The 25384-nt window shown below is 70.8% G+C and carries 19 protein-coding genes and 1 pseudogene; 15 read left to right on the top strand and 5 right to left on the bottom strand.

Annotated elements, in window-relative coordinates; genetic code table 11:
* The first annotated feature begins 66 nt into the window (after positions 1-66).
* Both Q8X39_RS10475 and Q8X39_RS10470 read left to right on the top strand, forming a co-directional pair.
* Positions 67-1998, top strand: a complete 1932-nt coding sequence (locus Q8X39_RS10475; protein WP_305749617.1) for a methyl-accepting chemotaxis protein — start codon at positions 67-69, stop codon at positions 1996-1998.
* Positions 1999-2074: 76 nt separating this feature from the next.
* Positions 2075-2545: a CopD family protein gene (locus tag Q8X39_RS10470; protein ID WP_305749616.1), complete on the top strand. Its 471-nt coding sequence runs from the start codon at positions 2075-2077 to the stop codon at positions 2543-2545.
* Here Q8X39_RS10470 and cphA read toward each other — a convergent pair whose 3' ends face one another.
* Positions 2546-5170 carry a cyanophycin synthetase gene (gene cphA / locus Q8X39_RS10465; protein WP_305749615.1) on the bottom strand — a complete coding sequence of 875 codons (2625 nt, stop codon included), beginning with the start codon at positions 5168-5170 and terminating at the stop codon, positions 2546-2548. It lies immediately after the preceding gene.
* A 45-nt stretch (positions 5171-5215) separates the two neighbouring features.
* A complete protein-coding gene (locus Q8X39_RS10460) occupies positions 5216-7381 on the bottom strand; it encodes a cyanophycin synthetase (RefSeq protein ID WP_305749614.1) in 2166 nt (721 codons plus the stop codon).
* Between the two features lie 189 nt (positions 7382-7570).
* On the opposite strand from Q8X39_RS10460, the gene Q8X39_RS10455 reads away from it, so the two are divergent.
* From Q8X39_RS10455 to Q8X39_RS10445, 3 genes are all read left to right on the top strand, one after another.
* A complete protein-coding gene (locus Q8X39_RS10455) occupies positions 7571-9919 on the top strand; it encodes a cyanophycin metabolism-associated ABC transporter (protein ID WP_305749613.1) in 2349 nt (782 codons plus the stop codon).
* 2 nt (positions 9920-9921) lie between these two features.
* On the top strand, positions 9922-10404 hold the full coding sequence (locus Q8X39_RS10450; RefSeq protein ID WP_305749612.1) for a cyanophycin metabolism-associated DUF1854 family protein: 483 nt from the start codon (positions 9922-9924) through the stop codon (positions 10402-10404).
* Between the two features lie 178 nt (positions 10405-10582).
* The gene (locus Q8X39_RS10445) at positions 10583-10825 is read left to right on the top strand and encodes a hypothetical protein (protein ID WP_305749611.1); all 243 of its coding nucleotides are present in this window, start codon (positions 10583-10585) and stop codon (positions 10823-10825) included.
* Positions 10826-10978: 153 nt separating this feature from the next.
* Here Q8X39_RS10445 and Q8X39_RS10440 read toward each other — a convergent pair whose 3' ends face one another.
* Both Q8X39_RS10440 and Q8X39_RS10435 read right to left on the bottom strand, forming a co-directional pair.
* A complete protein-coding gene (locus tag Q8X39_RS10440; RefSeq protein WP_305749610.1) occupies positions 10979-11473 on the bottom strand; it encodes a glycine zipper 2TM domain-containing protein in 495 nt (164 codons plus the stop codon).
* A gap of 141 nt (positions 11474-11614) precedes the next feature.
* Positions 11615-12172: pseudogene (locus tag Q8X39_RS10435) on the bottom strand (HNH endonuclease).
* A 141-nt stretch (positions 12173-12313) separates the two neighbouring features.
* Here Q8X39_RS10435 and Q8X39_RS10430 point away from each other — a divergent pair.
* The 8 genes from Q8X39_RS10430 to Q8X39_RS10395 all read left to right on the top strand — a co-directional run bounded on the left by Q8X39_RS10430 (position 12314) and on the right by Q8X39_RS10395 (position 21742).
* Entirely contained in the window at positions 12314-12985 is a 672-nt protein-coding gene (locus Q8X39_RS10430) for an alpha/beta fold hydrolase (RefSeq protein WP_305749609.1), read from the top strand.
* Between the two features lie 42 nt (positions 12986-13027).
* A complete protein-coding gene (locus Q8X39_RS10425; protein WP_305749608.1) occupies positions 13028-13744 on the top strand; it encodes a TetR/AcrR family transcriptional regulator in 717 nt (238 codons plus the stop codon).
* A 113-nt stretch (positions 13745-13857) separates the two neighbouring features.
* Positions 13858-15660: an acyl-CoA dehydrogenase C-terminal domain-containing protein gene (locus tag Q8X39_RS10420; RefSeq protein ID WP_305749607.1), complete on the top strand. Its 1803-nt coding sequence runs from the start codon at positions 13858-13860 to the stop codon at positions 15658-15660.
* A 26-nt stretch (positions 15661-15686) separates the two neighbouring features.
* Entirely contained in the window at positions 15687-16139 is a 453-nt protein-coding gene (locus Q8X39_RS10415) for a DUF2147 domain-containing protein (RefSeq protein ID WP_305749606.1), read from the top strand.
* 55 nt (positions 16140-16194) lie between these two features.
* The gene (locus Q8X39_RS10410; RefSeq protein WP_305749605.1) at positions 16195-18600 is read left to right on the top strand and encodes a 3-hydroxyacyl-CoA dehydrogenase/enoyl-CoA hydratase family protein; all 2406 of its coding nucleotides are present in this window, start codon (positions 16195-16197) and stop codon (positions 18598-18600) included.
* Positions 18601-18618: 18 nt separating this feature from the next.
* Entirely contained in the window at positions 18619-19845 is a 1227-nt protein-coding gene (locus Q8X39_RS10405) for an acetyl-CoA C-acyltransferase (protein WP_305749604.1), read from the top strand.
* Positions 19846-20007: 162 nt separating this feature from the next.
* Positions 20008-20772: an enoyl-CoA hydratase gene (locus tag Q8X39_RS10400; RefSeq protein ID WP_305749603.1), complete on the top strand. Its 765-nt coding sequence runs from the start codon at positions 20008-20010 to the stop codon at positions 20770-20772.
* A gap of 46 nt (positions 20773-20818) precedes the next feature.
* Positions 20819-21742, top strand: coding sequence for an SGNH/GDSL hydrolase family protein (locus tag Q8X39_RS10395; RefSeq protein WP_305749602.1), 924 nt, complete (start codon positions 20819-20821; stop codon positions 21740-21742).
* A gap of 15 nt (positions 21743-21757) precedes the next feature.
* Here the strand turns inward: Q8X39_RS10395 and Q8X39_RS10390 are convergent, their stop codons facing one another.
* The gene (locus Q8X39_RS10390) at positions 21758-22192 is read right to left on the bottom strand and encodes an acyl-CoA thioesterase (protein ID WP_407068000.1); all 435 of its coding nucleotides are present in this window, start codon (positions 22190-22192) and stop codon (positions 21758-21760) included.
* Between the two features lie 32 nt (positions 22193-22224).
* Between Q8X39_RS10390 and Q8X39_RS10385 the strand changes: the two genes are divergently transcribed.
* Together Q8X39_RS10385 and Q8X39_RS10380 are read left to right on the top strand one after the other, a co-directional pair.
* Positions 22225-24108 (top strand): ABCB family ABC transporter ATP-binding protein/permease, encoded by a 1884-nt coding sequence (locus Q8X39_RS10385; protein ID WP_305749601.1) that lies wholly within the window; start codon positions 22225-22227, stop codon positions 24106-24108.
* Positions 24109-24129: 21 nt separating this feature from the next.
* Entirely contained in the window at positions 24130-25101 is a 972-nt protein-coding gene (locus tag Q8X39_RS10380) for a LysR substrate-binding domain-containing protein (RefSeq protein ID WP_305749600.1), read from the top strand.
* Positions 25102-25384: the final 283 nt, after the last annotated feature.

The following is a 25384-nucleotide window of genomic DNA, read 5'->3' as shown; positions in this document are numbered from 1 at the left end:
TGGCGCCATCGTCGTGTCCTGAGGATGGCCCCATCGGCGGCCAATGGGACACGCGGGAGCCCCCAGATGATCTCGCTCGACCGACTCACCCTGTCGAAGAAGCTGCTCCTGCTCGGCAGCCTGACCGTGGCGTTGGCCCTGCCGCCGCTGCTGACCCTGTTCAAGGACCGGCTGGCCGACCTGCGCACGGCGCAGTCGGAGGCCAGCGGCCTGCATCCGGCCGAACAGGTCCTGCAGCTGCTGCGACTGACCCAGCAGCACCGTGGCGCGTCCGCCGGCACGCTGGCCGGCAACGAGGCGATGAAGAAGCGCCGCATCGACCTGGCACCCCAGGTCGGCCAGGCCATGGATGCCGTCCAGACAGGGGTCGTCGTCTACGAGCAGAAGTCGTTGCGCGAGCAGTTCGCCCGCATCCGGCAAGACTGGCAGGCGCTGCCCGACGACGTGGCGCAGGGTCGCGTCGATACGGCGACCAGCTTCAAGCGCCACACCGCGCTGATCGAGGAAGAACTCAACCTGCTGGCGATGGTGCTGGACAGCTCCGGGCTCAGCCTGGACCCGAATGCCGACAGCTACCACGTCGTGATCGCGATGCTCAACGACGTGCCGCCGATCACCGAGGTGCTGGGCCAGCTGCGCGCCCGCGGCACCGCCGCGCTGACGCAACGCACGATGACCCCGGCGCTGCGTGCCGACATGCTGGGCGCGATCGCGCTGGCTCGCTCGCACGCCCGTTCGGCCAGGCGTCACCTGGAGACCGCCGCCGAGGCGAACCCGGCGCTGCTGCGCGATCTCAAGGCCGCTCGCGACAAGTCCGACGCGCAGCTCGCCCAGGTCGAGCGCCAGGTCCTCGCGATGACCTCGGACTTCGAGTCGTACACGCTGGCGGGCGAGGCCTATTTCGCGCTGACGACCGAAGCCGTCGACGCCCAGTTCGCGCTGATCGACGCGGCCTTGCCGCATCTGGAACGGCTGCTCGATGAGCGTGCGGCCTCGACCCGCAACGGCCTGATCGGTCTGGCGGCGCTGGGCCTCGTTGGCGTGCTGCTGACCGGCGCGCTGTCGCTGGCCATCGCGCGCAGCATCAAGGCGTCGCTGGCCCAGGCCGTGCGCGTGGCCGAGGCGGTCTCCGACGGCGACCTGAGCCAGCGTGTCCAGGCCACCAGCGACGACGAGATCGGCGCGTTGCTGACGGCGCTGGACCACATGTCGGTGAGCCTGTCGCGCATGGTCGGCGAGGTCCGGGCCGGCACCGACGCGATCGCCACCGCGTCCTCGCAGATTGCCCAGGGCAACGCCGACCTGTCGGCCCGCACCGAGAACCAGGCTGCCAGCCTGCAGGAGACCGCCGCGTCGATGCAGCAGATGAACCACACCGTGCGCGCCAACGCCGACAGCGCCCGCCAGGCCAACGAGCTGGCCGCACGGGCGTCGGAAGTGGCCGCCACCGGCGGCGAATCGGTCCGGCAGGTGGTCGAGACGATGAACGGCATCCAGGGTTCGAGCCACAAGATCGCCGACATCATCGGCGTCATCGACGGCATTTCCTTCCAGACCAACATCCTGGCGCTGAACGCGGCGGTCGAGGCCGCGCGTGCCGGTGAACAGGGCCGCGGCTTCGCGGTCGTCGCCGCCGAGGTCCGCACGCTCGCGCAGCGTTCGGCCCAGGCAGCCCGCGAGATCAAGACGCTGATCCAGGACAGCGTCGAGAAGGTCGAGATGGGCCACGGCCGCGTCACCGATGCCGGACAGACCATCGGCGCGGTCGTCGACCAGGTCCGCCAGGTCAACACGCTGATGGCCGAGATCAACGCCGCCACCGGTCAGCAACAGGAAGGCGCCGACCAGATCAACGCCGCGCTCGGCCAGCTCGACCAGGCCACGCAGCAGAACGCCGCGCTGGTCGAGGAGACCGCTGCGGCCGCCGAAAGCCTGAACCAGCAGGCTCACCGGCTGACCGAGGTGGTGTCGCGCTTCCGCACGGCCGCGCACGCCTGACGGGTGACCGGCGCCAGCCGGTCGACAATCCCGGTCCCCGGACCCGACCAGCCCCGCCCGCGCGGGGCTTTCTGCCATGTGGACCTACCCGATCCTGCTGCTCGTCCACCTGCTCGCCGCGACCTTCTGGGTCGGTGGCATGGCGGTGATGCTGTTCTGCGTGCGGCCCGCCGCCGTCGCCACGCTGGCAGCGCCGCAACGCCTGCCGCTGATGGCCGACACGCTGCGCCGCTTCCTGCGCGGCGTGGTGCTGGCCGTGCTGGCGGTCTGGGCATCGGGCCTGGGGATGATCGAGGTGGCCGGTGGCATGGCGGTGGTGCTGCGCCACGTCCACCTGATGCTGGCGCTGGGCCTGGCGATGACGCTGCTCTACGGCCTGGTCGCGCACCAGGCGATGCCGCGCCTGCGCGCCGCCGTGGACCGCCAGGACTGGCCGGCCGGCGGCGCGGCACTGGCCCGCATCCGCATGCTGGTGAGCGTCAACCTGGGCCTGGGCGTCGCGGTCTATGCGGTCGCCCTGCTCGGGCGGACCTGGGCCGTGCGCTGATCAGGCCGCCTGCGGCGGTGTCTGCAGCGGCGCCGGCGCACCGCCCGCGATGCGCTGCTTGAGGTGGGCCAGTGCCTCCTCGACCTGGTCGACCAGCACGAGGCAGAGGTCGCCCGGTTCGAGCCGATCCAGCGCGGTGTCGATGGCGACGAACTCGCCGTAGATCTCGTCGACCTGGCCGGTGCGGGGCGCGCCCACCAGGCCCTCGCGCAACAGGCGCAGGACCTCGCCGTCCTCGCGGCCGCGCTGGCAGGCGTCCTGGTAGAGGATCACCTCGTCGAAGGCCGCGCCGAGGATCTGGGTCTGCTCGCGGATGTCCTCGTCGCGCCGGTCGCCGGCACCGCTGATGACCACCGAGCGCCGGCGCGCCGGCATGGCCTCGACGGCCGAGACCAGCGCGCGCATCGCGTCGGGGTTGTGGCCGTAGTCGGCGATGACGGTGGCGCCCCGGTGATCCAGCACGTTGAAGCGGCCGGGCGCGTTGTCGGCGTCGTTGACGAAGCTGGCCAGGCCGCTGCGGATCGCGGCCCAGTCCAGCCCGATGCCCCAGGCGGCGGCCACCGAGGCCATCGCGTTCTCGACCTGGAAGCCGATCGCGCCGCCACGGGTCAGCGGAATGTCGCGCAGCGGGATCAGCTCGCGCCAGGCACCTTCGGCGGCGACCAGGTTGTCGGCGTCGATGTAGACGCAGCGCTTGCCCTGCGCCCGGTGCGTGGCCATCACCGGATGCTGGCGGTCGGCCGCGAAGTAGATGACCTGTCCGGGGCAGACCGAGGCCATCGCGGCGGTGATCGGGTCCGCCGCGTTGAGCACGGCATAGCCGGTCGGCGCGACGTTCTGGACGATCACGCGCTTGAGCACCGCCAGGTCCTCGACCGTGGTGATGTAGTTCAGGCCCAGGTGATCGCCGGCGCCGAGGTTGGTCACCACCGCGACCTGGCAGCGGTCGAAGCCCAGGCCCTCGCGCAGCACGCCGCCACGGGCGGTCTCGAACACGGCCGCGTCGACCTCCGGGTGCATCAGCACGTTGCGGGCGCTCTTGGGGCCGGAGCAGTCTCCGCTGTCGATCTGGCGCCCGTTGACGTAGACGCCGTCGGTGTTGGTCATGCCGGTGCGCAGGCCGCTGCTGGCCAGGATGTGCGCGGTCAGGCGGGTCACCGTGGTCTTGCCGTTGGTGCCGGTCACGGCGATGACCGGGATGCGGCCGTCGCTGCCGTGGCCAACCGGGCCGAACAGGTGGTTGATGACGGCCTCGCCGACGTTGCGGCCCTTGCCGTAGGACGGCGACAGGTGCATGCGCAGGCCAGGCGCGGCGTTGACCTCGACCACGCCGCCGCTCTGTTCCTCCATCGGGCGCAGCACGCTCTCGCACACCACGTCGACGCCGCAGATGTCCAGGCCGATCATCTGCGCGGCCGCCACGGCGCGCGCGGCAACCTCGGGATGGACGTCGTCGGTCACGTCGGTGGCGGTGCCGCCGGTGCTCAGGTTGGCGTTGTTGCGCAGGATCACCCGCTGGCCCTTGGGCGGCACGCTCTCGGGCGTCAGGCCCTGCAGCGCCAGCCGCGCAACCGCGATCTCGTCGAAGCGGATCTTGGTCAGCGAGGTCGCATGGCCGTCACCGCGGCGCGGGTCGGCGTTGACCTGGTCGACCAGCTCGCGCACCGTGTGAACGCCGTCGCCGTTGACATGCGGCGGGTCGCGCCGGGCGGCGGCAACCAGCTGGTTGCCGACCACCAGCATGCGGTAGTCGCTGCCGGGCAGGAACTTCTCGACCATAACCTCGCCGATCTCGGCAGCGGCGGCGTAGGCGATGTCCAGGCTGGCGCGGTCCATGATGTTGACCGTCACGCCCTTGCCCTGGTTGCCGTCCTGCGGCTTGAGCACGACCGGCAGGCCGATCTCCTCGGCCACGGCCCAGGCCTCGTCGGGGCTGGACACCGGGCGGCCGACCGGCACCGGCACGCCGGCGGCGGCCAGCAGGCGCTTGCTCAGGTCCTTGTCCTGCGCGATCGATTCGGACACGGCGCTGGTCGAATCGACCTCGGCGGCCCAGATGCGGCGCAGCGACGAGCCCCAGCCAAACTGCACCAGGCTGCCCTGGGTCAGGCGACGCCAGGGGATGCCGCGCGCGGCGGCGGCGTTGACGATCGAGCCCGTGCTCGGGCCGAGGCGCACGTCCTCGTCGATCTCGCGCAGCCGGGCCACGGCGGCATCGAGCTCGAAGCCGGCGCTCGCGGCCTCGCTGGACAGCGCGGCGTTGAGCAGTTGCTCGGCGAGTTCCAGCGCCAGCTTGCCGACCGCTTCCTCGCTGTACTCGACCACGACCTGGTAGACGCCGGCCTCGACCGTTGCCGAGGTGCGGCTGAAGGTCACCGGGCAGCCGGCCTCGGTCTGCAGCGTCAGCGTCACCAGCTCCAGCACGTGGGCCAGCGAGCGCGGTCCCGCCTGGCTGCTCGCCGGCATCGCACCGAGCGCCGGGAAGAGCGCCCGCAGCCGGGTCTCGAATCCGCTCAGCCGGCTGATGTCGCGTTCATCGGGCTCGCAGCGCACGATCGTCTCGACGGCGGTGTGGCGGCTCCAGAGGTTGGGCCCGCGCAGGGCCCGGATGCGGGTGAGTTCCATCGATTCGGAGGGGATGCGTGGATCGGAGGTCGGCGGCCGCACGCGTCAGCGTGCGGCGCCCGGTTCGAAGGTCTCGATGCCGGCGGCGATCAGCTCGGGCGAGATGCCCATCGCCCAGGCGGTGGCGACCGCCGCCAGCAGCACCTCGGTGCCCAGCCCCAGGCTGGCGCGGCGCGGGTTGTGCAGCGGCAGGCCGAAGACCTCGGCCGTGCCGTTGGCCAGCACGATGCGGCCGTCGCGGGCGCAGACGCTGCGTCCGCCCTGGGACCGCTGCGCGGCCAGTGCGGGGTTGTCGTGCGTGCTGGCGTAGAGCAGCACCTCGCCGTCGCACAGCCGGGCCAGTTCGGCGACCTCGGAATGGTCGGCGTTGAGCACGCCCACGCCATCGGACAGCACCACGTCGATCTGGGTGCGCAGCACGCGCGGCATCTGGTCGGGGCTGGCGATGTCGTGCGCGCCCAGGGTGTCGGCGCCGTCCATGTCGGTGACGACGCCGACCTGGCAGCGGTCGTAGGCCAGGCCGTCCTGCAGGATGCTTTCCGGGCCGTTCTCGAGCACGACGGCGTCGACCTCGCGGTTCATCAGCAGGCGCAGCGCGGCGTCGAAGTGGGCGCTGGGCTTGCGCTCGACCGCGCGGGTGCCCAGGAACAGGCCGTCGCGGCAGGCCAGGCCGGTGCGGCGTCCGCCCAGGTGCGCCAGCCACGCGACCAGCCGCGCGATGCGGTGGGTGTCGCGCCGGCCGGCGATGCCGACGATGGGCACGCGGCCGCTGCTGGCCTCGTCGAACAGGTGGTTGACGATGGCCTGGCCGACCGGGCGCGGCGTGCCGACCGCCGGCTTCAGGTGCATCAGCAGGCCGGGGCCGGCGTTGACCTCGACGATCGCGCCGCCCTGCTCGTGCAGCGGACGCGAGACGTCCTCGGCCACCAGGTCGATGCCGGCGATGTCCAGGCCGACCACGCGGGCGGCCAGGCCGACGGCGTGGGCGACCTCCGGATGCACGGCATCGGTGCAGTCGATCGCGACGTTGCCGTTGCGCTGAATCAGCACGCGCCGGCCAGCCGCCGGGATCGAGTCGCCGTCCAGGCCCTGGCGCTCCAGCAGCAGGCGGATGACCGGCTCGCGGTCGAGCTTGATGGTCTCGAGCGGGAACTCCTCGGCCTCGCCGCGGCGCGGGTCGGTGTTGAGCTGGCTGTCGATCAGCTGCAGCACGGTCGACACGCCGTCGCCGTGGATCCACAGGCTTTCGCCCCGGGCGGCGGCGACCACCTGGCCGGCGACGACCAGCAGGCGATGCTCGTCGCCACGGATGTAGCGCTCGACGATGACCTCGCTGCCTTCGGCGTCGGCGATGCCCCAGGCGGCCTCGACCTCGGCCTGCGTGCTCAGCTCCAGGCTGACCCCGCGGCCATGGTTGGCGTCGGTCGGCTTGACCACCACCGGCAGGCCCAGGTCCTGCGCGATCTCCCAGGCATGGGCCGGATCCTTGGCCACCTCGCCCTCGGGCACCGGCACGCCGACCGCTTTCAGCAGCGACTTGGTCAGGTCCTTGTCACCGGCGATGCCCTCGGCGATGGCGCTGGTCTTGTCGGTCTCGGCGGTCCAGATGCGGCGCTGGGCGCGGCCGTAGCCGAGCTGCACCAGGTTGCCGTCGTTCAGGCGGATGTGCGGGATCTGCCGGTCGGTCGCCGCCGACACGATGCAGGCGGTGCTCGGGCCGAGGTAGCACTCGTCGATGCGCTCGCGGATCTGCTCGACCGCCTTGGGCACGTCGAACGGCTGGTCGTTGATCGCCGCCATGATCAGCGCGTGACCGCAGGCGAGCGCGGTGCGGGCGACCTGCTCGTCGCGGGCCCGGAACACCATCCGGTAGACCCCATGCCGCGAGGTGCTGCGGGTCTGGCCGAAGCCGGTGGGCATGCCCGCCAGGTTGAGCAGCTCGATGACGACGTGCTCCAGCACGTGTCCGGCCCAGGTGCCCTCGACCAGCCGCTGCAGGAAGCCACCACGCTCACCGACGCCGCAGTGGTGCTCGACCAGTGCCGGCAGCATCGCCGTGAGCCGGTCGTTGAAGCCGGGCAGCTTGTTGGACGGGTGGTCTTCCAGCTCGCCCAGATCGAGCCAGACCTCGAGCACCGGGCGGTAGGTCCAGACGTTGGGGCCGCGCAGGTAGTTGATGCGCAACAGCTTGATGTCTTCTTTGAGGCTCATGTTCAGGAGAGGCCGCCGCGGAGGTCGGCTCGTTCTGGCGCGGCTGACGCGCTGGGCTGAGAGGGGTCGGGAACCCGGACAGAGGGCGATTGTGCGTCGCTCCCCATCACCTGGGCTGACGTCGGCGAGACGAGGCGCTGGGCCGTTGTCCCTGCTTCGGAGAAAATCGAGGGTTCACTTCCTCCCACCATGCATCCATCCCACACCGTCCCGTCAGATTCGTCGTCGTCGCGACCTGCGGCGAGCGCCCCGGACCTCCGCCCGGCCGCGCCGCTGGCTGCAGACGAGAACGCCCTGGCGACGCTGCAGGTTGACCTCGATGCCCGGATGCGCTTCACCGCTGGCCAGCTCGTGCTGGGCAGCCGCACACTGCATGCCCGCGTCGGGCCGGACGCCGACTGGCAGTCCTGGCCGATCGACACCGGCCTGTCGCTGCGCCTGAGCGACCACGGCGGCGTCGGCCTGCTGGAATTGCACGACCCGCACCGCGTGCTGGCCCACTGGCGCTTCACGCTCGGCCTGCATGCCCAGGCCTCCCGCCTGCTGGACCAGTTCGAGCGCCGCCAGGCCGAGCTGGCCCAGGGCGACGCGGGTGCGCCGCTGCAGTCGCGGCTGGTGCGCGAGGAAGCAGGCACCTGCCCGACCTGCGCGGCGCCGCTGCCCGAGGACAGCGAGTCCTGCCCGGTCTGCGAGCGCGAGCTGCAGACGCCGCCGTCGACCTGGGTGTTGCTGCGGCTGGCCCGCTTCGCGCGGCCCTACCAGGGCCGCTTGCTGGTCGGCTTCCTGCTGACGCTGGCCTCGACCGCCGCGACGCTGGTGCCGCCCTACCTGACCATGCCGCTGATGGACGAGGTGCTGATCCCCTACCAGAACGGCCAGCACATCGACATCTCGGTGGTGGCGATGTACCTCGGAGGCCTGCTGGCCGCCGCGCTGGCCGCCTGGGGCCTGGGCTGGGCCCGCACCTACCTGCTGGCGCTGGTCTCCGAGCGCATCGGCGCGGACCTGCGCACCACCACCTTCGAGCACCTGCTGAGACTGTCGCTGGACTACTTCGGCGGCAAGCGCACCGGCGACCTGATGTCGCGCATCGGCAGCGAGACCGACCGCATCAACGTCTTCCTGTCGCTGCACGCGCTGGACTTCGCCACCGACGTGCTGATGATCGCGATGACCGCGCTCATCCTCTTCTCGATCAACCCGCTGCTGGCGCTGGTCACGCTGCTGCCGCTGCCCTTCATCGGCTGGCTGATCCACATCGTGCGCGACCGCCTGCGCACCGGCTTCGAGAAGATCGACCGGGTCTGGTCGGAGGTCACCAGCGTGCTGGCCGACACCATCCCCGGGATCCGCGTGGTCAAGGCCTTTGCCCAGGAGGGCCGGGAGGCCCAGCGCTTCCGCGACGCCAATGCGCACAACCTGGCCGTCAACGACAAGCTCAACCGGACCTGGAGCCTGTTCTCGCCGACCGTCTCGCTGATGACCGAGATCGGCCTGCTGGTGGTCTGGGGTTTCGGCATCTGGCTGGTCGCCGGCAGCGAGATCACCGTCGGCGTGCTGACCGCCTTCCTGGCCTACATCGGCCGCTTCTATGGCCGGCTCGACTCGATGAGCCGCATCGTCTCGGTGACCCAGAAGGCGGCGGCCGGCGCCAAGCGCATCTTCGACATCCTCGACCACGTCTCCAACGTGCCGGACCCCGCCCAGCCGCAGCCCTACGACAAGCCGGAAGGCCGCATCGAGCTGCGCAACGTCGGCTTCCGCTACGGCAACCGGGCGGTGATCCGCGGGCTGGACCTCGACATCCGGCCGGGCGAGATGATCGGCCTGGTCGGCCACAGCGGCTCGGGCAAGAGCACGCTGGTCAACCTGATCTGCCGCTTCTACGACGTCACCGAGGGCGCCATCCGGGTCGACGGCAACGACCTGCGCCGCTACCGCGTGGCCGACTACCGCCGCCACATCGGCCTGGTGCTGCAGGAGCCCTTCCTGTTCTTCGGCACGATCGCCGAGAACATCGCCTACGGCCGGCCCGACGCCACCCGCGCGGAAATCGTCGCCGCTGCCCGTGCGGCCCACGCGCACGAGTTCATCCTGCGCCTGCCGCACGGCTACGACTCGCTGGTCGGCGAGCGGGGCCAAGGCCTGTCGGGCGGTGAGCGCCAGCGCATCTCGATCGCCCGCGCGTTGCTGATCGACCCGAAGATCCTGATCCTCGACGAGGCCACATCGGCGGTCGATACCGAGACCGAGAAGGAGATCCAGAAGGCGCTGGACAACCTCGTGCTCGGCCGCACCACCATCGCGATCGCGCACCGCCTGTCGACGCTGCGCAAGGCCGATCGGCTGGTCGTGATGGACCGCGGCCAGATCGTCGAGGTCGGCCCGCACGACGAGCTCATGGCCCGCCAGGGCGCTTACTGGCGTCTCTACGAAGCCCAGGCGCGCCGCACCGAGCAGCTGGCGGAAGACGACGACGCGGCGGTCATCACGCCGGCCGCGCCGGTGCATGCGGCCCATCCGGCCGGACAGGGTTGAGCATGGAACACCCGAACGACAAGCAGCCCTGGACGCTGGCCCGCAACGCGATGGGGCGGCTGGTCTGGACCGGCCTCGACGGCGTCGCGCACGTTGGCGTGGTGCCGGTGCGGGCCTTCCCGCTGGGCGCGCCGGACGACGGGCTGTCGCTGGTCAGCCCGGACGGCCACGAGCTGGTCTGGATCGACCGGCTCGACGCGCTGCCCGAGCCGGACCGCACGCTGATCGCCGACGAACTGGCTGCGCGCGAGTTCGTGCCGGTGATCGAGCGGCTGGTCGGCGTGTCGACCTTCTCGACCCCGAGCACCTGGACGGTTGAAACCGACCGCGGCGCCACCACTTTCGTGCTGAAAGCCGAGGAAGACATCCGGCGCCTGAACGGCAGCGCCCTGCTGATCGCCAGCGCGCACGGCATCGCCTTCCGCATCCGCGACCGCTTCGGCCTGGACAGGGCGTCCCGCCGGCTGCTGGAGCGATTCCTCTGACGCACGCTCCGGTCTTGACGTTCGTCAACCAGACCCCACCCCCGACGCCCCGGCATCGGGCTCGCATCAACCTTTCACGAGCAGTGAGCGGAAACTTCGTCTATTGTGTCGACTGGCCACAATCTCGCGTGGTCGAAGTTTCACGCCGCGATTCCTTCACCCGCGACCGAAGACATCCATGAGCAAAGACACTGTCAAGACCGCCATCGACTCCGATGGCCTGCGTTACCTGAGCAAGACGCCCGGTTCGCCGTTCGGCTCGGCCGGCACCCATTCGGCCGCCACGATGTCGTGTTTCCTGTGCGGCAAGCACCGCGCCCGTTCGCAACTGAAGACCCGCAAGCTGCTGGGCAAGTCCCAGCTGGTCTGCGCCCCGACCTGCAACGAGCTGGAAGAGCAGCTGCGCAGCACCAAGCCCTGAACCTCGTGACGAGGTGACGCGCAGCACGCGTCGTCAACCGCTCCGACACCCTGGCCGCCTCGCCGTCACCACCTCGCCGTGGTGCCGACAGGCGGCTTTGTCATGGGGTGGCACCGCTTTCGGGTCAGCCGCGCCGGGATACGGCGGGCAGCGTCACCGGCCCTGAACCGGCGGCGCCTTGATCACGCGGGTCTTGCCGCCGGTGTTGATCAGGATGACCGCATCGCCGGCCGCGATGTTCTCGGTGCCCTTGGCCTGCACGATCGCGCGACGGTCGCCGTTGGTCAGCTGGATCAGGATCTCCACCGCGTCCTCGCGGGTGCCGAAGCGCTCGACGGTGTTGCCGATCACCGCACCCGCGGCCGCCCCGATGATGGCCACCGCCGCGCTCTCGCGCCGCCCGCCCACGGTGCCACCGGCGATGCCGCCGACCACGCCGCCCGCCACCGCGCCGGTGCCGCTCTGCTGGCCCTCGACGACGACCGGACGCACGTTGAGCACGACCGCGTCCTGCACGTTGGACAGGCGCTGCGCGTCACGTGGCTGGATCACGTCCGGGCTGGTGGTGCTGCAGGCGGAGAGCGCCAGCGCGGCACACGCGGCGAACAGCACGACCAGCGGACGAAGAAAGGAAGAAGTCGGGTGCATGGTGTCAGGGGACCGGTGACGGTCGGATCCGGGATTCAGACCATCCTAACGCCGCACCCGGCACCGCCGGTTGACCGCCGGTGGCATGGTCGACAGGGAGCGCCCGACCTGTCCCGATGACATCCGCAACGCAGGCCCGGCTCAGCCGTGCAGCCGGCTGTGGCTGGGCACGCTGGCGAGCAGGAACTCCATCTGGTCGACCAGGATGCGGCGACCGCGCAGGATCATGTCCTCGTGCAGGCTGGGCACGTAGGGCAGGTAGAGCAGCTCCATGCGCGCCTCGTGCACCAGCCGGCTGCCCTTGCGGCCGTTGCAGGAGCGGCAGGCGGTGATGCAGTTCATCCAGCTGTCGGCTCCGCCGCGCGAGGTCGGCACGATGTGCTCGCGCGTCAGGTCCTCCGGGTGGAACTGGCCGCCGCAGTAGGCGCAGACCATCTTGTCGCGCACGAACAGCTTGGGGTTGGACAGCGCCGGCGCCTAGCGCCAGGCCCGGCTGGGGACCGCGCCGCGCACCGCGATGATCGGGTGCAGCTCGATGCGCGACTGCAGACCGCTGCTGCGCTGGATGCCGCCACGCAGCACGAGACACGGCTCTCCGATCGTCCAGGCGACGGCGTCGCTGGCGTAGAGAGTGGCCGCTTCCTTCGGCGAGATCCAAGCCTGAGGGCGACCCGATACATCGAGTTGCAGCACGTCCATGGCAGTTTCCTCAAGCCAAGCATAGATCATGCAAGGTGTCAGCTTCAAGACGTGGTCATGGCCACCGGCTGGACCCGCCCGCGTCACGCGCCGCCGCGACACTCGACAGCTCCGCTGGCCCTGCCCGCCCTGGATCGACCGGTGACCCACCTGCTCCTCATCTTTTCCGCCGCGACGGTGGCCGCGCTGGCCGCCCTGGCGCTGCTCTGGGCCTGGCAGCGTCACCTGCTGTTCCCCTCGCCCAAGAGGAACGCCGTGCTGGACAGCCCGGGTCACGACATCGTGCCGGTGGAGGTCGCGCTGTCGGGCAAGGTGCTGCACGGGCACCTGGCAAGGCCGCGGGGCGGGCGGACGATCCGCTCGGCGCTGATCTACTTCAACGGCCGCCGCGAGCATCCGACCTCGGTCTTCCGGGCGCCGGCCGACCTGCCGGACCATGCCGTGCTGTGCTTCCACGACGAAGGGATGGGACTGGCCTGGCGCAAGCCGGCTGAGCGCGAACGGGTGGCCAATGGCCTGGGGGCGCTGGACTGGCTCGCGCGCCAGACCGGCCTGCTGCGAGACCGCTACGAGTCCGTGCGCCACATCGCCGACGTGCGCTGCCCTTGCCTGCTGGTGATCGGCGCGCTCGACACCACCATCCCGCCGCGCCTGTCGCGCGCCCTCTTCGCCGGTTGGCCGGGCCGGCTGACCGAACAGCTCTTGCCCGACAGCAGCCATCGCGGCATCCTGAAGCGCACGGATGTGCATCGCGCGGTCGGCCAGTTCCTCGGTTCCATCGACGCGCCGCAGCCGCCGTCCGCAGCCCCCTAGAGTTCAGACTCTAGGCCTCCGAGAAAGCCCGGGGGTTGCCGAATGCGGGATCTCGAACAAAATAGCACGACCGTTCGATTTAGAGCCATCGTGACCACCCTCAACCCGCCCGCACCCAGCACCCGCACCGCGCCCCGGTCGGGCACCCGTTCCTTGCAGAAGGGCTTGCAGACACGCGCCTCGATCCTGGACGCGGCCCTGCTGCTGTCCTCGCAGAAGGGGCTGGAGGGCCTGTCGATCGGCACGCTCGCCGAGGTGACGGGCATGAGCAAGTCGGGCGTGTTCGCCCACTTCGGCTCGCGCGAGGAGCTGCAGATCTCGGTGATCCGCGAATACCACCGCCGCTTCGAGGACGAGGTCTTCTTCCCGGCGATCCGACAGCCGCGCGGCGTGCTGCGGCTGCGCGCGCTGTTTGACCGCTGGATCGAGCGGGTCACGGTGGAAATCGACTCCGGCTGCATCTACATCAGCGGCGCCGTCGAGTTCGACGACCGCCCCGGCCCGGTCCGCGACGCGCTGGCCGACATGGTGCTGGCCTGGCAGACGGCGCTGCACCGCGCGATCGAACTGGCCCGCGAGGTCGGCGAGCTGCGGCCCGACACCGATGCCCAGCAGATGGCCTTCGAGATGCACGGCCTGATCCTGGCGCTGCACCACGACGCCCGCTTCCTGCGCGTGCCCGGCGCGATCGAGCGCGCCCGCCGCGGCTTCGAATCCCTGCTGGCGCGCCACGTCGTGGCGCCCGCGCCCCGACGCTGAATCCCGCGCCCGCCGCCGTCCCGACCGGCGACGACGGGCCGCCGCCTTCCAGAACCGAACCGGCCAGGCCCACCGCCCGGCCGCACCGACACACCACCCTTTCAGGAGACGACATGCCCCACTACAACCCGCCCCTGCGCGACCTGCAGTTCGTTCTGCACGAGCTGGTCCAGGTGACCGACGCGTTCCAGCAGATGCCCGTCCATGCCGAGGTTGACGTCGACACCGTCAACGCGGTGCTCGAAGAGGGCGGCAAGTTCGCCGCCGGCGTGGTCTTCCCGCTCAACCAGAGCGGCGACGCCGAGGGCTGCACGCTCGACCGCAGCAGCCACGAGGTCCGCACGCCCGCCGGCTACAAGGACGCCTACGCGCAGTACGTCGCCGGCGGCTGGCCGTCACTGAGCTGCGATCCGGCCTACGGCGGCCAGGGTCTGCCGCACGTCGTGAACCAGTGCTTCTACGAGATGCTCAACAGCGCCAACCAGGCCTGGACCATGTATCCCGGCCTGTCGCACGGTGCCTACGAATGCCTGCATGCGCACGGCACGCCCGAGCAGAAATCGACCTACCTGCCCAAGCTGACCAGCGGCATCTGGACCGGCACGATGTGCCTGACCGAGCCGCACTGCGGCACCGACCTCGGCCTGCTGCGAACCCGCGCCGAGCCGCTGCCCGACGGCAGCTACCGCATCACCGGTGCCAAGATCTTCATCTCGGCCGGCGAGCACGACCTGACCGAGAACATCGTCCACCTGGTGCTGGCCCGGCTGCCCGACGCACCGGCCGGCAGCAAGGGCATCTCGCTGTTCGTGGTGCCCAAGTTCCTGGTCAACGCCGACGGCAGCCTGGGTGCCCGCAACGCGATCCACTGCGGCGGCCTGGAGCACAAGATGGGCATCCACAGCAACGCGACCGCGCAGATGGTGCTCGAAGGCGCCATCGGCACGCTGGTCGGCGAGCCGCACAAGGGCCTGGCGGCGATGTTCGTGATGATGAACGCGGCCCGGCTGGGCGTGGGCATGCAGAGCCTGGGCCTGACCGAGGTGGCCTACCAGAACGCGGTCGCCTACGCGAAGGACCGCATCCAGATGCGCGCGCTGTCGGGCCCGAAGAACCCGGACAAGCCGGCCGACTCGATCATCGTGCACCCCGACGTGCGCAAGATGCTGCTGACCGCGCGCGCCTACGCCGAGGCCGGCCGCGCGCTGTGCGTGCACACCGCGCTGCTGCTGGATCAGGAACTGAGCCACCCCGACGAGGACGTGCGCAAGGCCAGCGCCGACGAGGTCGCACTGCTGACCCCGATCGTCAAGGCCTTCCTGACCGACAACGGCTGGATCGCGACCTCGCACTGCATGCAGGTCTTCGGCGGCCACGGCTACATCCGCGAATGGGGCATGGAGCAGTACGTGCGGGATGCCCGCATCAACATGATCTACGAGGGCACCAACACGATCCAGTCGCTGGACCTGCTGGGCCGCAAGGTGCTAGCCGACAACGGCAAGAAGCTCAAGGCCTTCGGTCGCCGCATCACCGAGTTCGTCGAGGACGCTGGCGTGCGCGAGGACATGCAGGAGTTCGTCAACCCGCTGGCCGACCTGGGCGACAAGGTCACCAAGCTGACCACCGAGCTCGGCATGAAGGCCTTCGGCAACCCCGACGAGGTTGGCGCCGCAGCGGTCGACTACCTGCGGGTGGTGGGTCACCTCGTGTTCGCCTACTTCTGGGCCCGCATGGCGATGGTCGCGCTGGACAAGCAGGCCGAGGCCGAGAAGTCCGGCGACACCTTCTACACCGCCAAGCTGCACACCGCGCGCTTCTACTTCGCCAAGCTGCTGCCCGAGACCGCCGGCCTGATCCGCACCGCACGCAGCGGCATGAGCCCGCTGATGGCGATGGACGAGGCCCTCTTCTGATCACCGGCCGATCGCGGAGAACCCCGATGAACACGCACATCCCGAAGATCGCAGCGACGTTGGCCATGAGCCTGCTGGGCGGCCTCGCGCTGGCCCAGTCCTCGCCCGCCGGCCTGTGGCGCACGATCGACGACGACGGCAGGACCGAGAAGTCGCTGGTGCGCATCAGCGACAGCGGTGGCACCTTCAGCGGCAAGGTCGAGAAGGTCGCCGACCCGGCCAGGCAGGACGCCCGCTGCGATGCCTGCAGCGATGCCCGCAAGGGCCAGCCGGTGCTGGGCATGACCATCCTGCAGGGCGTCAAGGCCAGCACGTCCGAGGCCGGCCTGTGGGACGGCGGCGAGATCCTCGACCCCAACAACGGCAAGACCTACAAGGTCCGCATGAAGCTGGTCAACGACGGCAAGACGATGGAGTTGCGCGCCTACATCGGCCTGCCGCTGATCGGCCGCACGCAGACCTGGCAGCGCGTCGAATGACGCGCCCGGCCCGAACCTGATCCCGAACCCGTCCCCGCATTCCCCAGGAGACCCCATGTCCCGATTTCAAGTCCGCCAGGTCGCGGTGCTCGGCGCCGGCGTGATGGGCGCGCAGATCGCCGCCCACCTCGTCAACGTCGGCGTGCCCGTCGTGCTGTTCGACCTGCCCGCGAAGGAAGGCCCGAAGAGCGCCATCGCGCTGAAGGCCATCGACAACCTGAAGAAGCTCAAGCCCGCGCCGCTGGGCCTGGCCGCCCATGCCGCGCGCATCCGCGCCGCCAACTACGAGGAAGACCTCGGCCTGCTGGCCGGCTGCGACCTGGTGATCGAGGCCATCGCCGAGCGCATGGACTGGAAGCTGGACCTCTACCAGAAGGTCGCGCCGCACATCGCTCCCGGCGCGATCGTGGCGTCGAACACCTCCGGCCTGTCGATCGGCCAATTGGCCTCGGTGCTGCTCGAGGCGCTGCGGCCGCGCTTCTGCGGCATCCACTTCTTCAACCCGCCACGCTACATGCAGCTGGTCGAGCTGATCGCGACGGCCGACACCCGCGCCGACGTGCTCGACGAGCTGGAGACCTTCGCCACCCGCACGCTCGGCAAGGGCGTGGTGCGGGCCAAGGACACGCCCAACTTCATCGCCAACCGCGTGGGCATCGCCGGCATGCTGGCGACGCTGCACGAGGCGCAGGCGCTGGGCCTGAGCGTGGACCTGGTCGACGACCTCACCGGCAAGAAGCTCGGCCGCGCCAGCAGCGGCACCTTCCGCACCGCCGACGTGGTGGGCCTGGACACCATGGCCCACGTGATCCGCACGCTGCAGGACAACCTCGGCCCCGGCCACGGCGACGACCCGTTCTACCCGACCTATGCGACGCCGGCCGTGCTGACCGGCCTGATCGCCGCAGGCGCGCTGGGCCAGAAGACCGGCGCGGGCTTCTACAAGAAGGTCGGCCGCGACATCCTGCGGCTCGACCCGGCCACCGGCCAGTACGTCGCCGGCGGGGCCAAGGCCGAGCCGCTGATCGACCGCATCCTCAAGAAGCCGGCCGCCGAGCGCCTGAAGCTGCTGCGCGAGTCGAGCAACCCGCAGGCGAAGTTCCTGTGGGCCATCCTGCGCGACAGCTTCCACTACGTCGCAGTGCACCTGGCCGACATCGCCGACAGCGCGCGCGAGGTCGACTTCGCGATGCGCTGGGGCTTCGGCCAGAAGCAGGGCCCGTTCGAGCTGTGGCAGGAAGCCGGCTGGCTGCAGGTGGCGCAGTGGGTGCAGGCCGACATCGAGGCCGGCGCCGCGCTGTGCCGCGCGCCGCTGCCGGCCTGGGTCTTCGACGGCCCGGTCGCGCAGGCCGGTGGCGTGCACACGGCCGAAGGCTCGTGGTCGGCCGCGCAGGGCCGTTTCGTGCCGCGTCCGGCGCTGCCGGTCTATGCGCGCCAGCACTTCCCCGAGGCGCTGGTCGGCACCGGTGCGGTCGCGCCGCTGAAGTCCGGCACGGAGGTCTTCCGCAACGAGGAGCTGCGCGCCTGGACGCTCGATGGCGAGGTGCTGATCGCCAGCATCGACTGCAAGCTGCACCTCATCAGCCCGACCGTGACCGAGGGCCTGCGCAAGGCCGTCGAGCTGGCCGAGGCGAGCTACCAGGGCCTGGTGATCTGGTCGCCCGATGACGTGTTCTCGGCCGGTGCCAACCTCGAGGCGCTGATGCCGGTCTTCATGAAGGCCGGCGCCAAGGGCATCGCGCCCGAGGAGAAGAAGCTGCAGGACCTGATGCTGCGCATCCGCTATGCCGGCGTGCCGGTGGTCGCGGCGATGCGCGGCCTGGCGCTGGGCGGCGGCTGCGAGCTGGCGGTGCACTGCGCCCGCCGGGTCGCGGCGCTGGAGAGCTACGTCGGCCTGGTCGAGGTCGGCGTCGGCCTGATCCCCGGCGGTGGCGGCCTGACCTACATCGCCCGCCGTGCCGCCGAGAAGGCAGCCGCCGCGCCCGGCACCGACCTGCTGGCCTTCCTCAAGGACGGCTTCCAGGCCGCCGCCATGGCCACCGTCGCCACCAGCGCGATCGAGGCCCGCCAGCTCGGCTACCTGCAGGACGACGACATCGTCGTGGCCCACAAGGACGAGCTGCTGCACGTCGCGATCGGCCAGGCCAAGGCCCTGGCCGATGCCAACTGGCGCGCGCCGAACCAGGCGCTGTTCCCGGTCGCCGGCCGCAGCGGCATCGCCACCATCCAGGCCAGCCTGGTGGGCATGCGCGACGGCGGACAGATCACCCGCCACGACTTCGACATCGCCAGCCGCATCGCCCACGTGATCTGCGGCGGCGACGTCGACGCGGGCAGCCTCGTCACCGAGGACTACCTGATGGCGCTGGAGCGCCAGCACTTCTGCAGCCTGCTCGAACACCCGAAATCGCAGGAACGGATCATGGGCATGCTGCAAACCGGCAAGCCGGTGCGGAACTGAATCGACCGAGGACCCAAGATGAAACAGCTTCAGGACGCCTACATCGTCGCGGCCAGCCGCACGCCGATCGGCAAGTCGCACCGCGGCTTCTTCCGCAGCACCCGGCCCGATGACCTGCTGGTGGCGGCCTTGCGCGGCGCACTGGCTCAGGTGCCGAGCCTGGACCCGAAGGCCATCGAGGACGCCATCGTGGGCTGCGCCATGCCCGAAGGCCCGCAGGGCCTGAACGTGGCGCGCGTCGCGGCGCTGCTGGCCGGTCTGCCGAACAGCGTCGGCGGCATCACCGTCAACCGCTTCTGCGCCTCCGGCCTGTCGGCGGTGCAGATGGCCGCCGACCGCATCCGCGTCGGCGAGGCCGACGTGATGATCGCCGCCGGCTGCGAGAGCATGAGCATGGTGCCGATGAGCGGCAACACGCCGAGCTTCAACCCGGCGATCTTTGCGGCCGACGAGAACATCGGCATCGCCTACGGCATGGGCATGACGGCCGAGAAGGTCGCGCAGCAGTGGAACGTCAGCCGGGCCGATCAGGACGCCTTCGCGCTGGCCTCGCACCAGAAGGCGCTGGCCGCGCAGGCCGCCGGCGAGTTCGGCGACGAGATCACGCCCTTCGAGGTCGTCGAGCGCAGCCCCGACCTGGCCAGCGGCACGGTGCGCGAGCGCCGCCGAACGGTCGGCCTGGACGAGGGCCCGCGTGCCGACACCTCGCTCGAAGGCCTGGCCAGGCTGCGGCCGGCCTTCGCCGCGCCCAAGGACCCGAGCGGCAAGGCCACCGGCCTGGGCAGCGTCACGGCCGGCAACAGCTCGCAGACCAGCGACGGCGCCGGTGCGCTGATCCTGGCCAGCGAGCGCGCGGTGCGCGAGCACGGCCTGGTGCCGCTGGCTCGCTTCGTGAGCTTCGCCAGCAAGGGCGTGCCGCCCGAGATCATGGGCATCGGCCCGATCGAGGCCATCCCGGCCGCGCTGCGCAGCGCCGGGCTGCAGCTCGGCGACCTGGACTGGGTCGAGCTCAACGAGGCCTTCGCGGCGCAGGCGCTGGCGGTGATCCGCAGCGTCGGACTGGACCCGGCCAAGGTCAACCCGCTGGGCGGCGCGATCGCGCTGGGCCATCCGCTGGGCGCCACCGGCGCGATCCGGGCGGCCACCGTCGTGCACGGCCTGCGCCGCCGCCAGCAGCGCTACGGCATGCTGACCATGTGCGTGGGCACCGGCCAGGGCGCCGCCGGCATCTTCGAGCGGGTCTGAGACCCGAGGCCGGGCGCGTCGCCGCGCCGCCCGAACGCCGTCTCCTCCCGCACCCGGGAAAATCCGGGTGTGTTCCAGGGCCGTTCCACCCTTCGGTGGCGCGGCCCTTTTTCAGATCCGTCACCCAAGCGTGACAAACTGCCGCCCTTGCCCGGAGAGTCCATGAGCATCAAGACCGCCCTGTTCGACGGTGTCTTCCAGATCGAGATCGCACGCCCCGAGAAGAAGAACGCCCTGACGATGGCGATGTACAGCGCCCTGGCCGAGGCGCTGGCGCAGGCCCAAGGCGACGCCAGCGTGCGCGCCGTGCTGATCACCGGCCAGCCAGGCATCTTCACGTCCGGCAACGACCTCGAGGACTTCATGGCCGCGCCGCCGCGCGACGAGCACTCGCCGGTCTTCGTCTTCATGCGCGCGCTGCTGGACTGCGACAAGCCGGTCATCGCCGCCGTCACCGGCCCGGCGATCGGCATCGGCACGACGATGCTGCTGCACTGCGACTTCGTCTACGTCAGCGACGAGGCCCGCCTGGCGATGCCCTTCGTCGGCCTGGGCCTGGTGCCCGAGTTCGGCTCCAGCCTGACCGTCGCCCGCCTGATGGGCCATGCCCGCGCGGCCGAGAAGCTGCTGCTGGGCGACCCGTTCACGGCCGAGCAGGCCGTCGAGTGCGGCCTGGCCAACGCGGTGCTGCCGGCCGCCGAGGTGCTGCCGCATGCCCGCCGCATCGCCGCCCGCTTCAACAGCCTGCCGCCCGGCGCGGTGCGCGACACCAAGCGCCTGATGCGCGCGCCGACCGAGGCGGCGGTGCGCGAGGCGGTCGCCGCCGAATCCAAGGTCTTCGGCGAACGCCTGCGCAGCCCGGAGGCCCGCGAGGCCTTCCAGGCCTTCTTCGACAAGCGCAAGCCGGACTTCTCGCAGTTCAGCTGATCGCGCGGTCCCGCCACGCCCACCGTCCACCGCCCACCGCCCCCCCGTGACCGCCACCCGCCCGCCCCTCGTCGGACTGCCGCGCCCGCCGGCCGCGCCCGAGCCGCCGTCGTCGCGCACAGTCGGACTGGTGCGGGGGCTGGCCGGTCCGCTGCTGGCCTGGCAGGCGGCGCAGCTGCGGCGCAGCACGCCGCGGCTGCCCGAACCCGGCGTACCCAGTCACGGCGGCGCCGGGCTGGGCTTCTCGCGCCTGCGGCTGCTGATCGTGGGTGACTCGTCGGCGGCCGGCGTGGGGGTCACCGACCCGGCCCTGACGCTGGCGCCGATGCTGGCCGAGTCGCTGTCGCGGCGCATCTCCGAGACCTCGATGGGCCTGACCCGCGTGAGCTGGCAGCTGGCCGCGCGGACGGGGGTGTCCTCGAGCACGGCGCTGCCGCTGATGGCCTCCCAGCAGCTCGACCAGGCCGACGTGCTGGTGACCGTGCTGGGCGTCAATGACGTGCTGGAGCAGACCCCGCCGGGGCGCTGGCTGGCCAACCTCGACGCCATCCGCAGCCATGCCAAGCACCGGGCCAAGGTGCGTTTCACGGTCCACTGCGCGCCGCCGCGCATGGACCTGATGCACTTCGTGCCGCAGCCACTGCGCTGGCTGATGGGTGCGCAGGCCAGCCGGCTCGACAGCGCGCTGCGCAGCCACGTCCGCCATGCCTACCGGCGCAGCCGTTTCGTGCTGCCCTTCGACCCGACCACCGAGGACGTTGACCACTGGCTGGCCGCCGACCGCTTCCACCCGAACGCCGCGCTCTACGCGCGCTGGGCCGAGGCGCTGGCCGACCACATCGAATACGACCTGACCCAGAACCCGGCCCGCGGCGCGGTCCTGCCCACCGGCTTCACGCCGAGTGCCTGGGCGGCCTTGCAGGATGACGAGGCGGAGCCGGGGGATAGCCGGTTTGGAGCCCTCGGGTAGGACGAGGCCAGCGCCTCAGCGCCGCGCCGGCGGGATCTGCCGCGGCTTGCCTTCCAGGTCGATGGCGACATAGGTCAGGTTGGCCTCGGTCACCTTGACCACCTCCGGGTCCTCCGGATTGCGCTCGGCATAGACCTCCACGTGCACCGTCACCGAGGTATTGCCCACCCGGATGACGGTGGCGTAGAAGCTCAGCAGGTCGCTGATCGACACCGGCTGCTTGAAAATGAACTGGTTCACCGCCACCGTCGCGATGCGGCCTCGCGCGATGCGCGTGGGCAGCACCGCCCCGGCGATGTCGACCTGGGCCATGATCCAGCCCCCGAAGATGTCGCCGTTGCCATTGGCGTCGGCCGGCATCGGCATCACCCGCAGGACCAGCTCGCGCTGATGCGAACCGGGTGCGCCGCCCTCGGCGGGCGGCAGGTCTTGCGGTGCGGCTGCGGTCATCGTTCATCCACCTTTCCAGCGATTCTTCCACGATGCGTTCTGCCCGTTCCATGGACCTGCCACCCGCATCGGGCGGACCGGCCGAGCCCCGCACCGACTGGCTCACCCTCCAGCGCCTGGCGCCCTACCTGTGGCAGTACAGGCTGCGCATCGCGCTGGCGCTGGTCTGCCTGGTGGCGGCCAAGGTGTCCAACGTCAGCGTGCCGCTGCTGCTCAAGCAGCTGGTCGATGCGCTCGACCTCAAGCCCGGCGACCCACGCGCGCTGATGGTCGTCCCGGCTGGCCTGCTGGCGGCCTATGCCGGCCTGCGGCTGATGACGACCGTGTTCACCGAGCTGCGCGAGCTGGTCTTCGCCAAGGCCACGCACGGCGCGGCGCGCCAGATCGCGCTGGAGACCTTCCGCCACCTGCATGACCTGAGCCTGCGCTTCCACCTCGAACGCCAGACCGGCGGCATGACCCGCGACATCGAGCGCGGCACCCGCGCGCTGCAGTCGCTGGTGAGCTACTCGCTGTTCACCATCGTGCCGACGCTGGTCGAGCTGGTGCTGGTGCTCGCCCTGCTGGGCGGCAAGTTCGACCTCGGCTTCGTCTGGATCACGCTGGCCGCGCTGATCGCCTACGGCATCTTCACCATCGGCGTGACCGAGTGGCGCACCCAGTTCCGGCGCCAGATGAACGAGCTGGACTCCAAGGCCCACACCCGCGCCATCGACGCGCTGCTGAACTACGAGACCGTCAAGTACTTCAACAACGAGGACTTCGAGGCCCGCCGCTACGACCAGGGCCTGGACGCCTACCGGCGCGCGCAGATCAAGTCGCAGGCCACGCTGTCCATCCTCAACACCGGCCAGCAGGCCATCATCGCGGCGAGCCTGGCCGCCATGCTGTGGCGGGCCACGCAGGGCGTCGTCGACGGCCGCATGACGCTGGGCGACCTGGTGATGGTCAACGCGCTGCTGCTGCAGCTCTATGTGCCGCTGAACTTCCTCGGCGTGCTCTACCGCGAGGTCAAGCAGAGCCTGGCCGACCTCGACAAGATGTTCAACCTGCTCGAACGCGAGCGCGAGGTCGCCGATGCGCCCGGCGCGCGCGAGCTGCAGGTGCGCGGCGCAACCGTGCGCTTCGAGAACGTCGACTTCGGCTACCACCCGCAGCGCCGCATCCTGCACGGCGTGAGCTTCGAGATCCCGGCCGGCAAGACCGTCGCGGTGGTCGGCGCCTCGGGCTCGGGCAAGAGCACGCTGGCGCGGCTGCTCTACCGCTTCTACGACGTCGATGCCGGCGCCGGGCGCATCACCATCGACGGCCAGGACCTGCGCGAGCTGACGCAGGCCAGCCTGCGCCGCACCATCGGCATCGTCCCGCAGGACACCGTGCTGTTCAACGACAGCATTGGCTACAACATCGGCTACGGCCGGCCCGGATCGAGCCAGGAAGAGATCGAGGCCGCCGCCCGCGCCGCCCACATCCACGACTTCATCGCGGCCCAGCCGCAGGGCTACGGCACGACGGTCGGCGAGCGCGGCCTGAAGCTCTCGGGCGGCGAGAAGCAGCGCGTGGCGATCGCCCGCACGCTGCTGAAGAACCCGCCCATCCTGATCTTCGACGAGGCCACCTCCGCCCTCGACTCGGCCAACGAACGCGCCATCCAGGCCGAGCTGGCCAGCGCCGCGCAGGGCAAGACCGCGCTGGTCATCGCGCACCGGCTCAGCACCATCGTCGACGCCCATGCGATCGTCGTGCTGGACGCCGGACGGGTCATCGAATGCGGCACGCATGCCGAGCTGCTGGCGCTCGACGGCCGCTACGCGCACATGTGGCGGCTGCAGCAGAGCAGCCTGGACGGCAGCCCGAAGGAAGGCCTCGACCCCCCCGGCGCCGCGCAGGGTCAGCCCGTAGCAGCCGCCTCCTGACCCACCGCTAGACTGCCTTGCATGGAGACCAAGTGGCTCGAGGATTTCGTCAGCCTGGCCGAAACGCGCAGCTTCTCGCGCTCGGCCCAGATGCGGCACGTGACGCAACCGGCGTTCTCGCGCCGCATCCAGGCGCTGGAGGCCTGGGCCGGCGTTGACCTGGTCGACCGCTCGTCCTACCCGACCCGCCTGACCCCCGCCGGCCAGACCCTGCTGCCGCAGGCGCTGGAGGTGCTGGGTGCCCTGCAGGCCGCGCGCAACCTGATGCGCAGCCACCAGAACGCCGATCACGACATGATCGAGTTCGCGGTGCCGCACTCGCTGGCCTTCAGCTTCTTCCCGCACTGGGTCATGGACCTGCGCCAGCGCTTCGGCCAGTTCAAGAGCCGGCTGATCGGCTTCAACGTGCACGACGCGGTGCTGCAGCTGACCGAGGGCGGCTGCGACCTGCTGCTGGCCTATCACCACACCTCGCAGCCGCTGCAGCTCAATCCGGAACGCTACGAGATGCTCACGCTCGGCAGCGAGACGCTGGCGCCCTATGCCCGCGCCAATGCCGATGGCGAGCCGCTGTTCCGCCTGCCCGGTCGCACCCACGAACGCGTGCCCTACCTGGCCTATGCCTCGGGCGCCTACCTCGGTCGCATGGTCGACCTGCTGCTCAAGCAGGCCGGCGAGCCGCTCTACCTCGACCCGATCTACGAGACCGACATGGCCGAGGGCCTCAAGGCCATGGCCCTCGAAGGCCATGGCGTGGCCTTCCTGCCGGCCAGTTCGGTGCGCAAGGAACTGCGCGCCCGCCGCCTCGTGCCGGCCGCCCCGAGCCAGAGCGGCGCGCCGCCCTTCGAGGTCACCATCGAGGTGCGCCTCTACCGCGAGCGCCCCGAGTTCGCGCGCCAGTCCAAGCCGGCCGCGACGGCACTGTGGGACTTCCTGAGCCAGTCGCGCCAGGCCGAGGCCGGCACCGCACGCAGCACGCCGGTCAGCCGCTGAACCCGGCCTGGACGGGCATCCCGGCCATCGCCGAGGCAGACGGCACGACTCGTGCATCGCCGCTCAGGGTTTCCCGCAGGCGCCATTCGGGTCCGCCACGACGTGACCGCCGGGACCGCCTGCCTAGAATCGTTTGCACCCCTGGTGACGGTGCTCTCCCGTCACCGCTTTCATCACGGAGACCCGATGAACAAGACCCTGATCCTGGCCGCCGCGCTGCTGGCCGTCGGCACCGCGCAAGCCCAGTCCGACACGCTCAAGAAGATCAAGGACAGCGCGAGCA

Origin of the sequence: Leptothrix discophora, from assembly GCF_030705305.1 — a bacterium.
GTDB classification, from domain to species: domain Bacteria; phylum Pseudomonadota; class Gammaproteobacteria; order Burkholderiales; family Burkholderiaceae_C; genus Sphaerotilus; species Sphaerotilus discophorus.
Note: the sequence above shows the minus strand (reverse complement) of the source record. Positions and strands in the feature narration are given on the sequence as shown.

Coding starts and splice junctions, on each gene's coding strand:
- Q8X39_RS10475 (WP_305749617.1), top strand. CDS start 67: ATGATCTCGCTCGACCGACTCACCCTGTCGAAGAAGCTGCTCCTGCTC.
- Q8X39_RS10470 (WP_305749616.1), top strand. CDS start 2,075: ATGTGGACCTACCCGATCCTGCTGCTCGTCCACCTGCTCGCCGCGACC.
- cphA (WP_305749615.1), bottom strand. CDS start 5,170: ATGGAACTCACCCGCATCCGGGCCCTGCGCGGGCCCAACCTCTGGAGC.
- Q8X39_RS10460 (WP_305749614.1), bottom strand. CDS start 7,381: ATGAGCCTCAAAGAAGACATCAAGCTGTTGCGCATCAACTACCTGCGC.
- Q8X39_RS10455 (WP_305749613.1), top strand. CDS start 7,571: ATGCATCCATCCCACACCGTCCCGTCAGATTCGTCGTCGTCGCGACCT.
- Q8X39_RS10450 (WP_305749612.1), top strand. CDS start 9,922: ATGGAACACCCGAACGACAAGCAGCCCTGGACGCTGGCCCGCAACGCG.
- Q8X39_RS10445 (WP_305749611.1), top strand. CDS start 10,583: ATGAGCAAAGACACTGTCAAGACCGCCATCGACTCCGATGGCCTGCGT.
- Q8X39_RS10440 (WP_305749610.1), bottom strand. CDS start 11,473: ATGCACCCGACTTCTTCCTTTCTTCGTCCGCTGGTCGTGCTGTTCGCC.
- Q8X39_RS10425 (WP_305749608.1), top strand. CDS start 13,028: ATGCGGGATCTCGAACAAAATAGCACGACCGTTCGATTTAGAGCCATC.
- Q8X39_RS10420 (WP_305749607.1), top strand. CDS start 13,858: ATGCCCCACTACAACCCGCCCCTGCGCGACCTGCAGTTCGTTCTGCAC.
- Q8X39_RS10415 (WP_305749606.1), top strand. CDS start 15,687: ATGAACACGCACATCCCGAAGATCGCAGCGACGTTGGCCATGAGCCTG.
- Q8X39_RS10410 (WP_305749605.1), top strand. CDS start 16,195: ATGTCCCGATTTCAAGTCCGCCAGGTCGCGGTGCTCGGCGCCGGCGTG.
- Q8X39_RS10405 (WP_305749604.1), top strand. CDS start 18,619: ATGAAACAGCTTCAGGACGCCTACATCGTCGCGGCCAGCCGCACGCCG.
- Q8X39_RS10400 (WP_305749603.1), top strand. CDS start 20,008: ATGAGCATCAAGACCGCCCTGTTCGACGGTGTCTTCCAGATCGAGATC.
- Q8X39_RS10390 (WP_407068000.1), bottom strand. CDS start 22,192: ATGACCGCAGCCGCACCGCAAGACCTGCCGCCCGCCGAGGGCGGCGCA.
- Q8X39_RS10385 (WP_305749601.1), top strand. CDS start 22,225: ATGCGTTCTGCCCGTTCCATGGACCTGCCACCCGCATCGGGCGGACCG.
- Q8X39_RS10380 (WP_305749600.1), top strand. CDS start 24,130: ATGGAGACCAAGTGGCTCGAGGATTTCGTCAGCCTGGCCGAAACGCGC.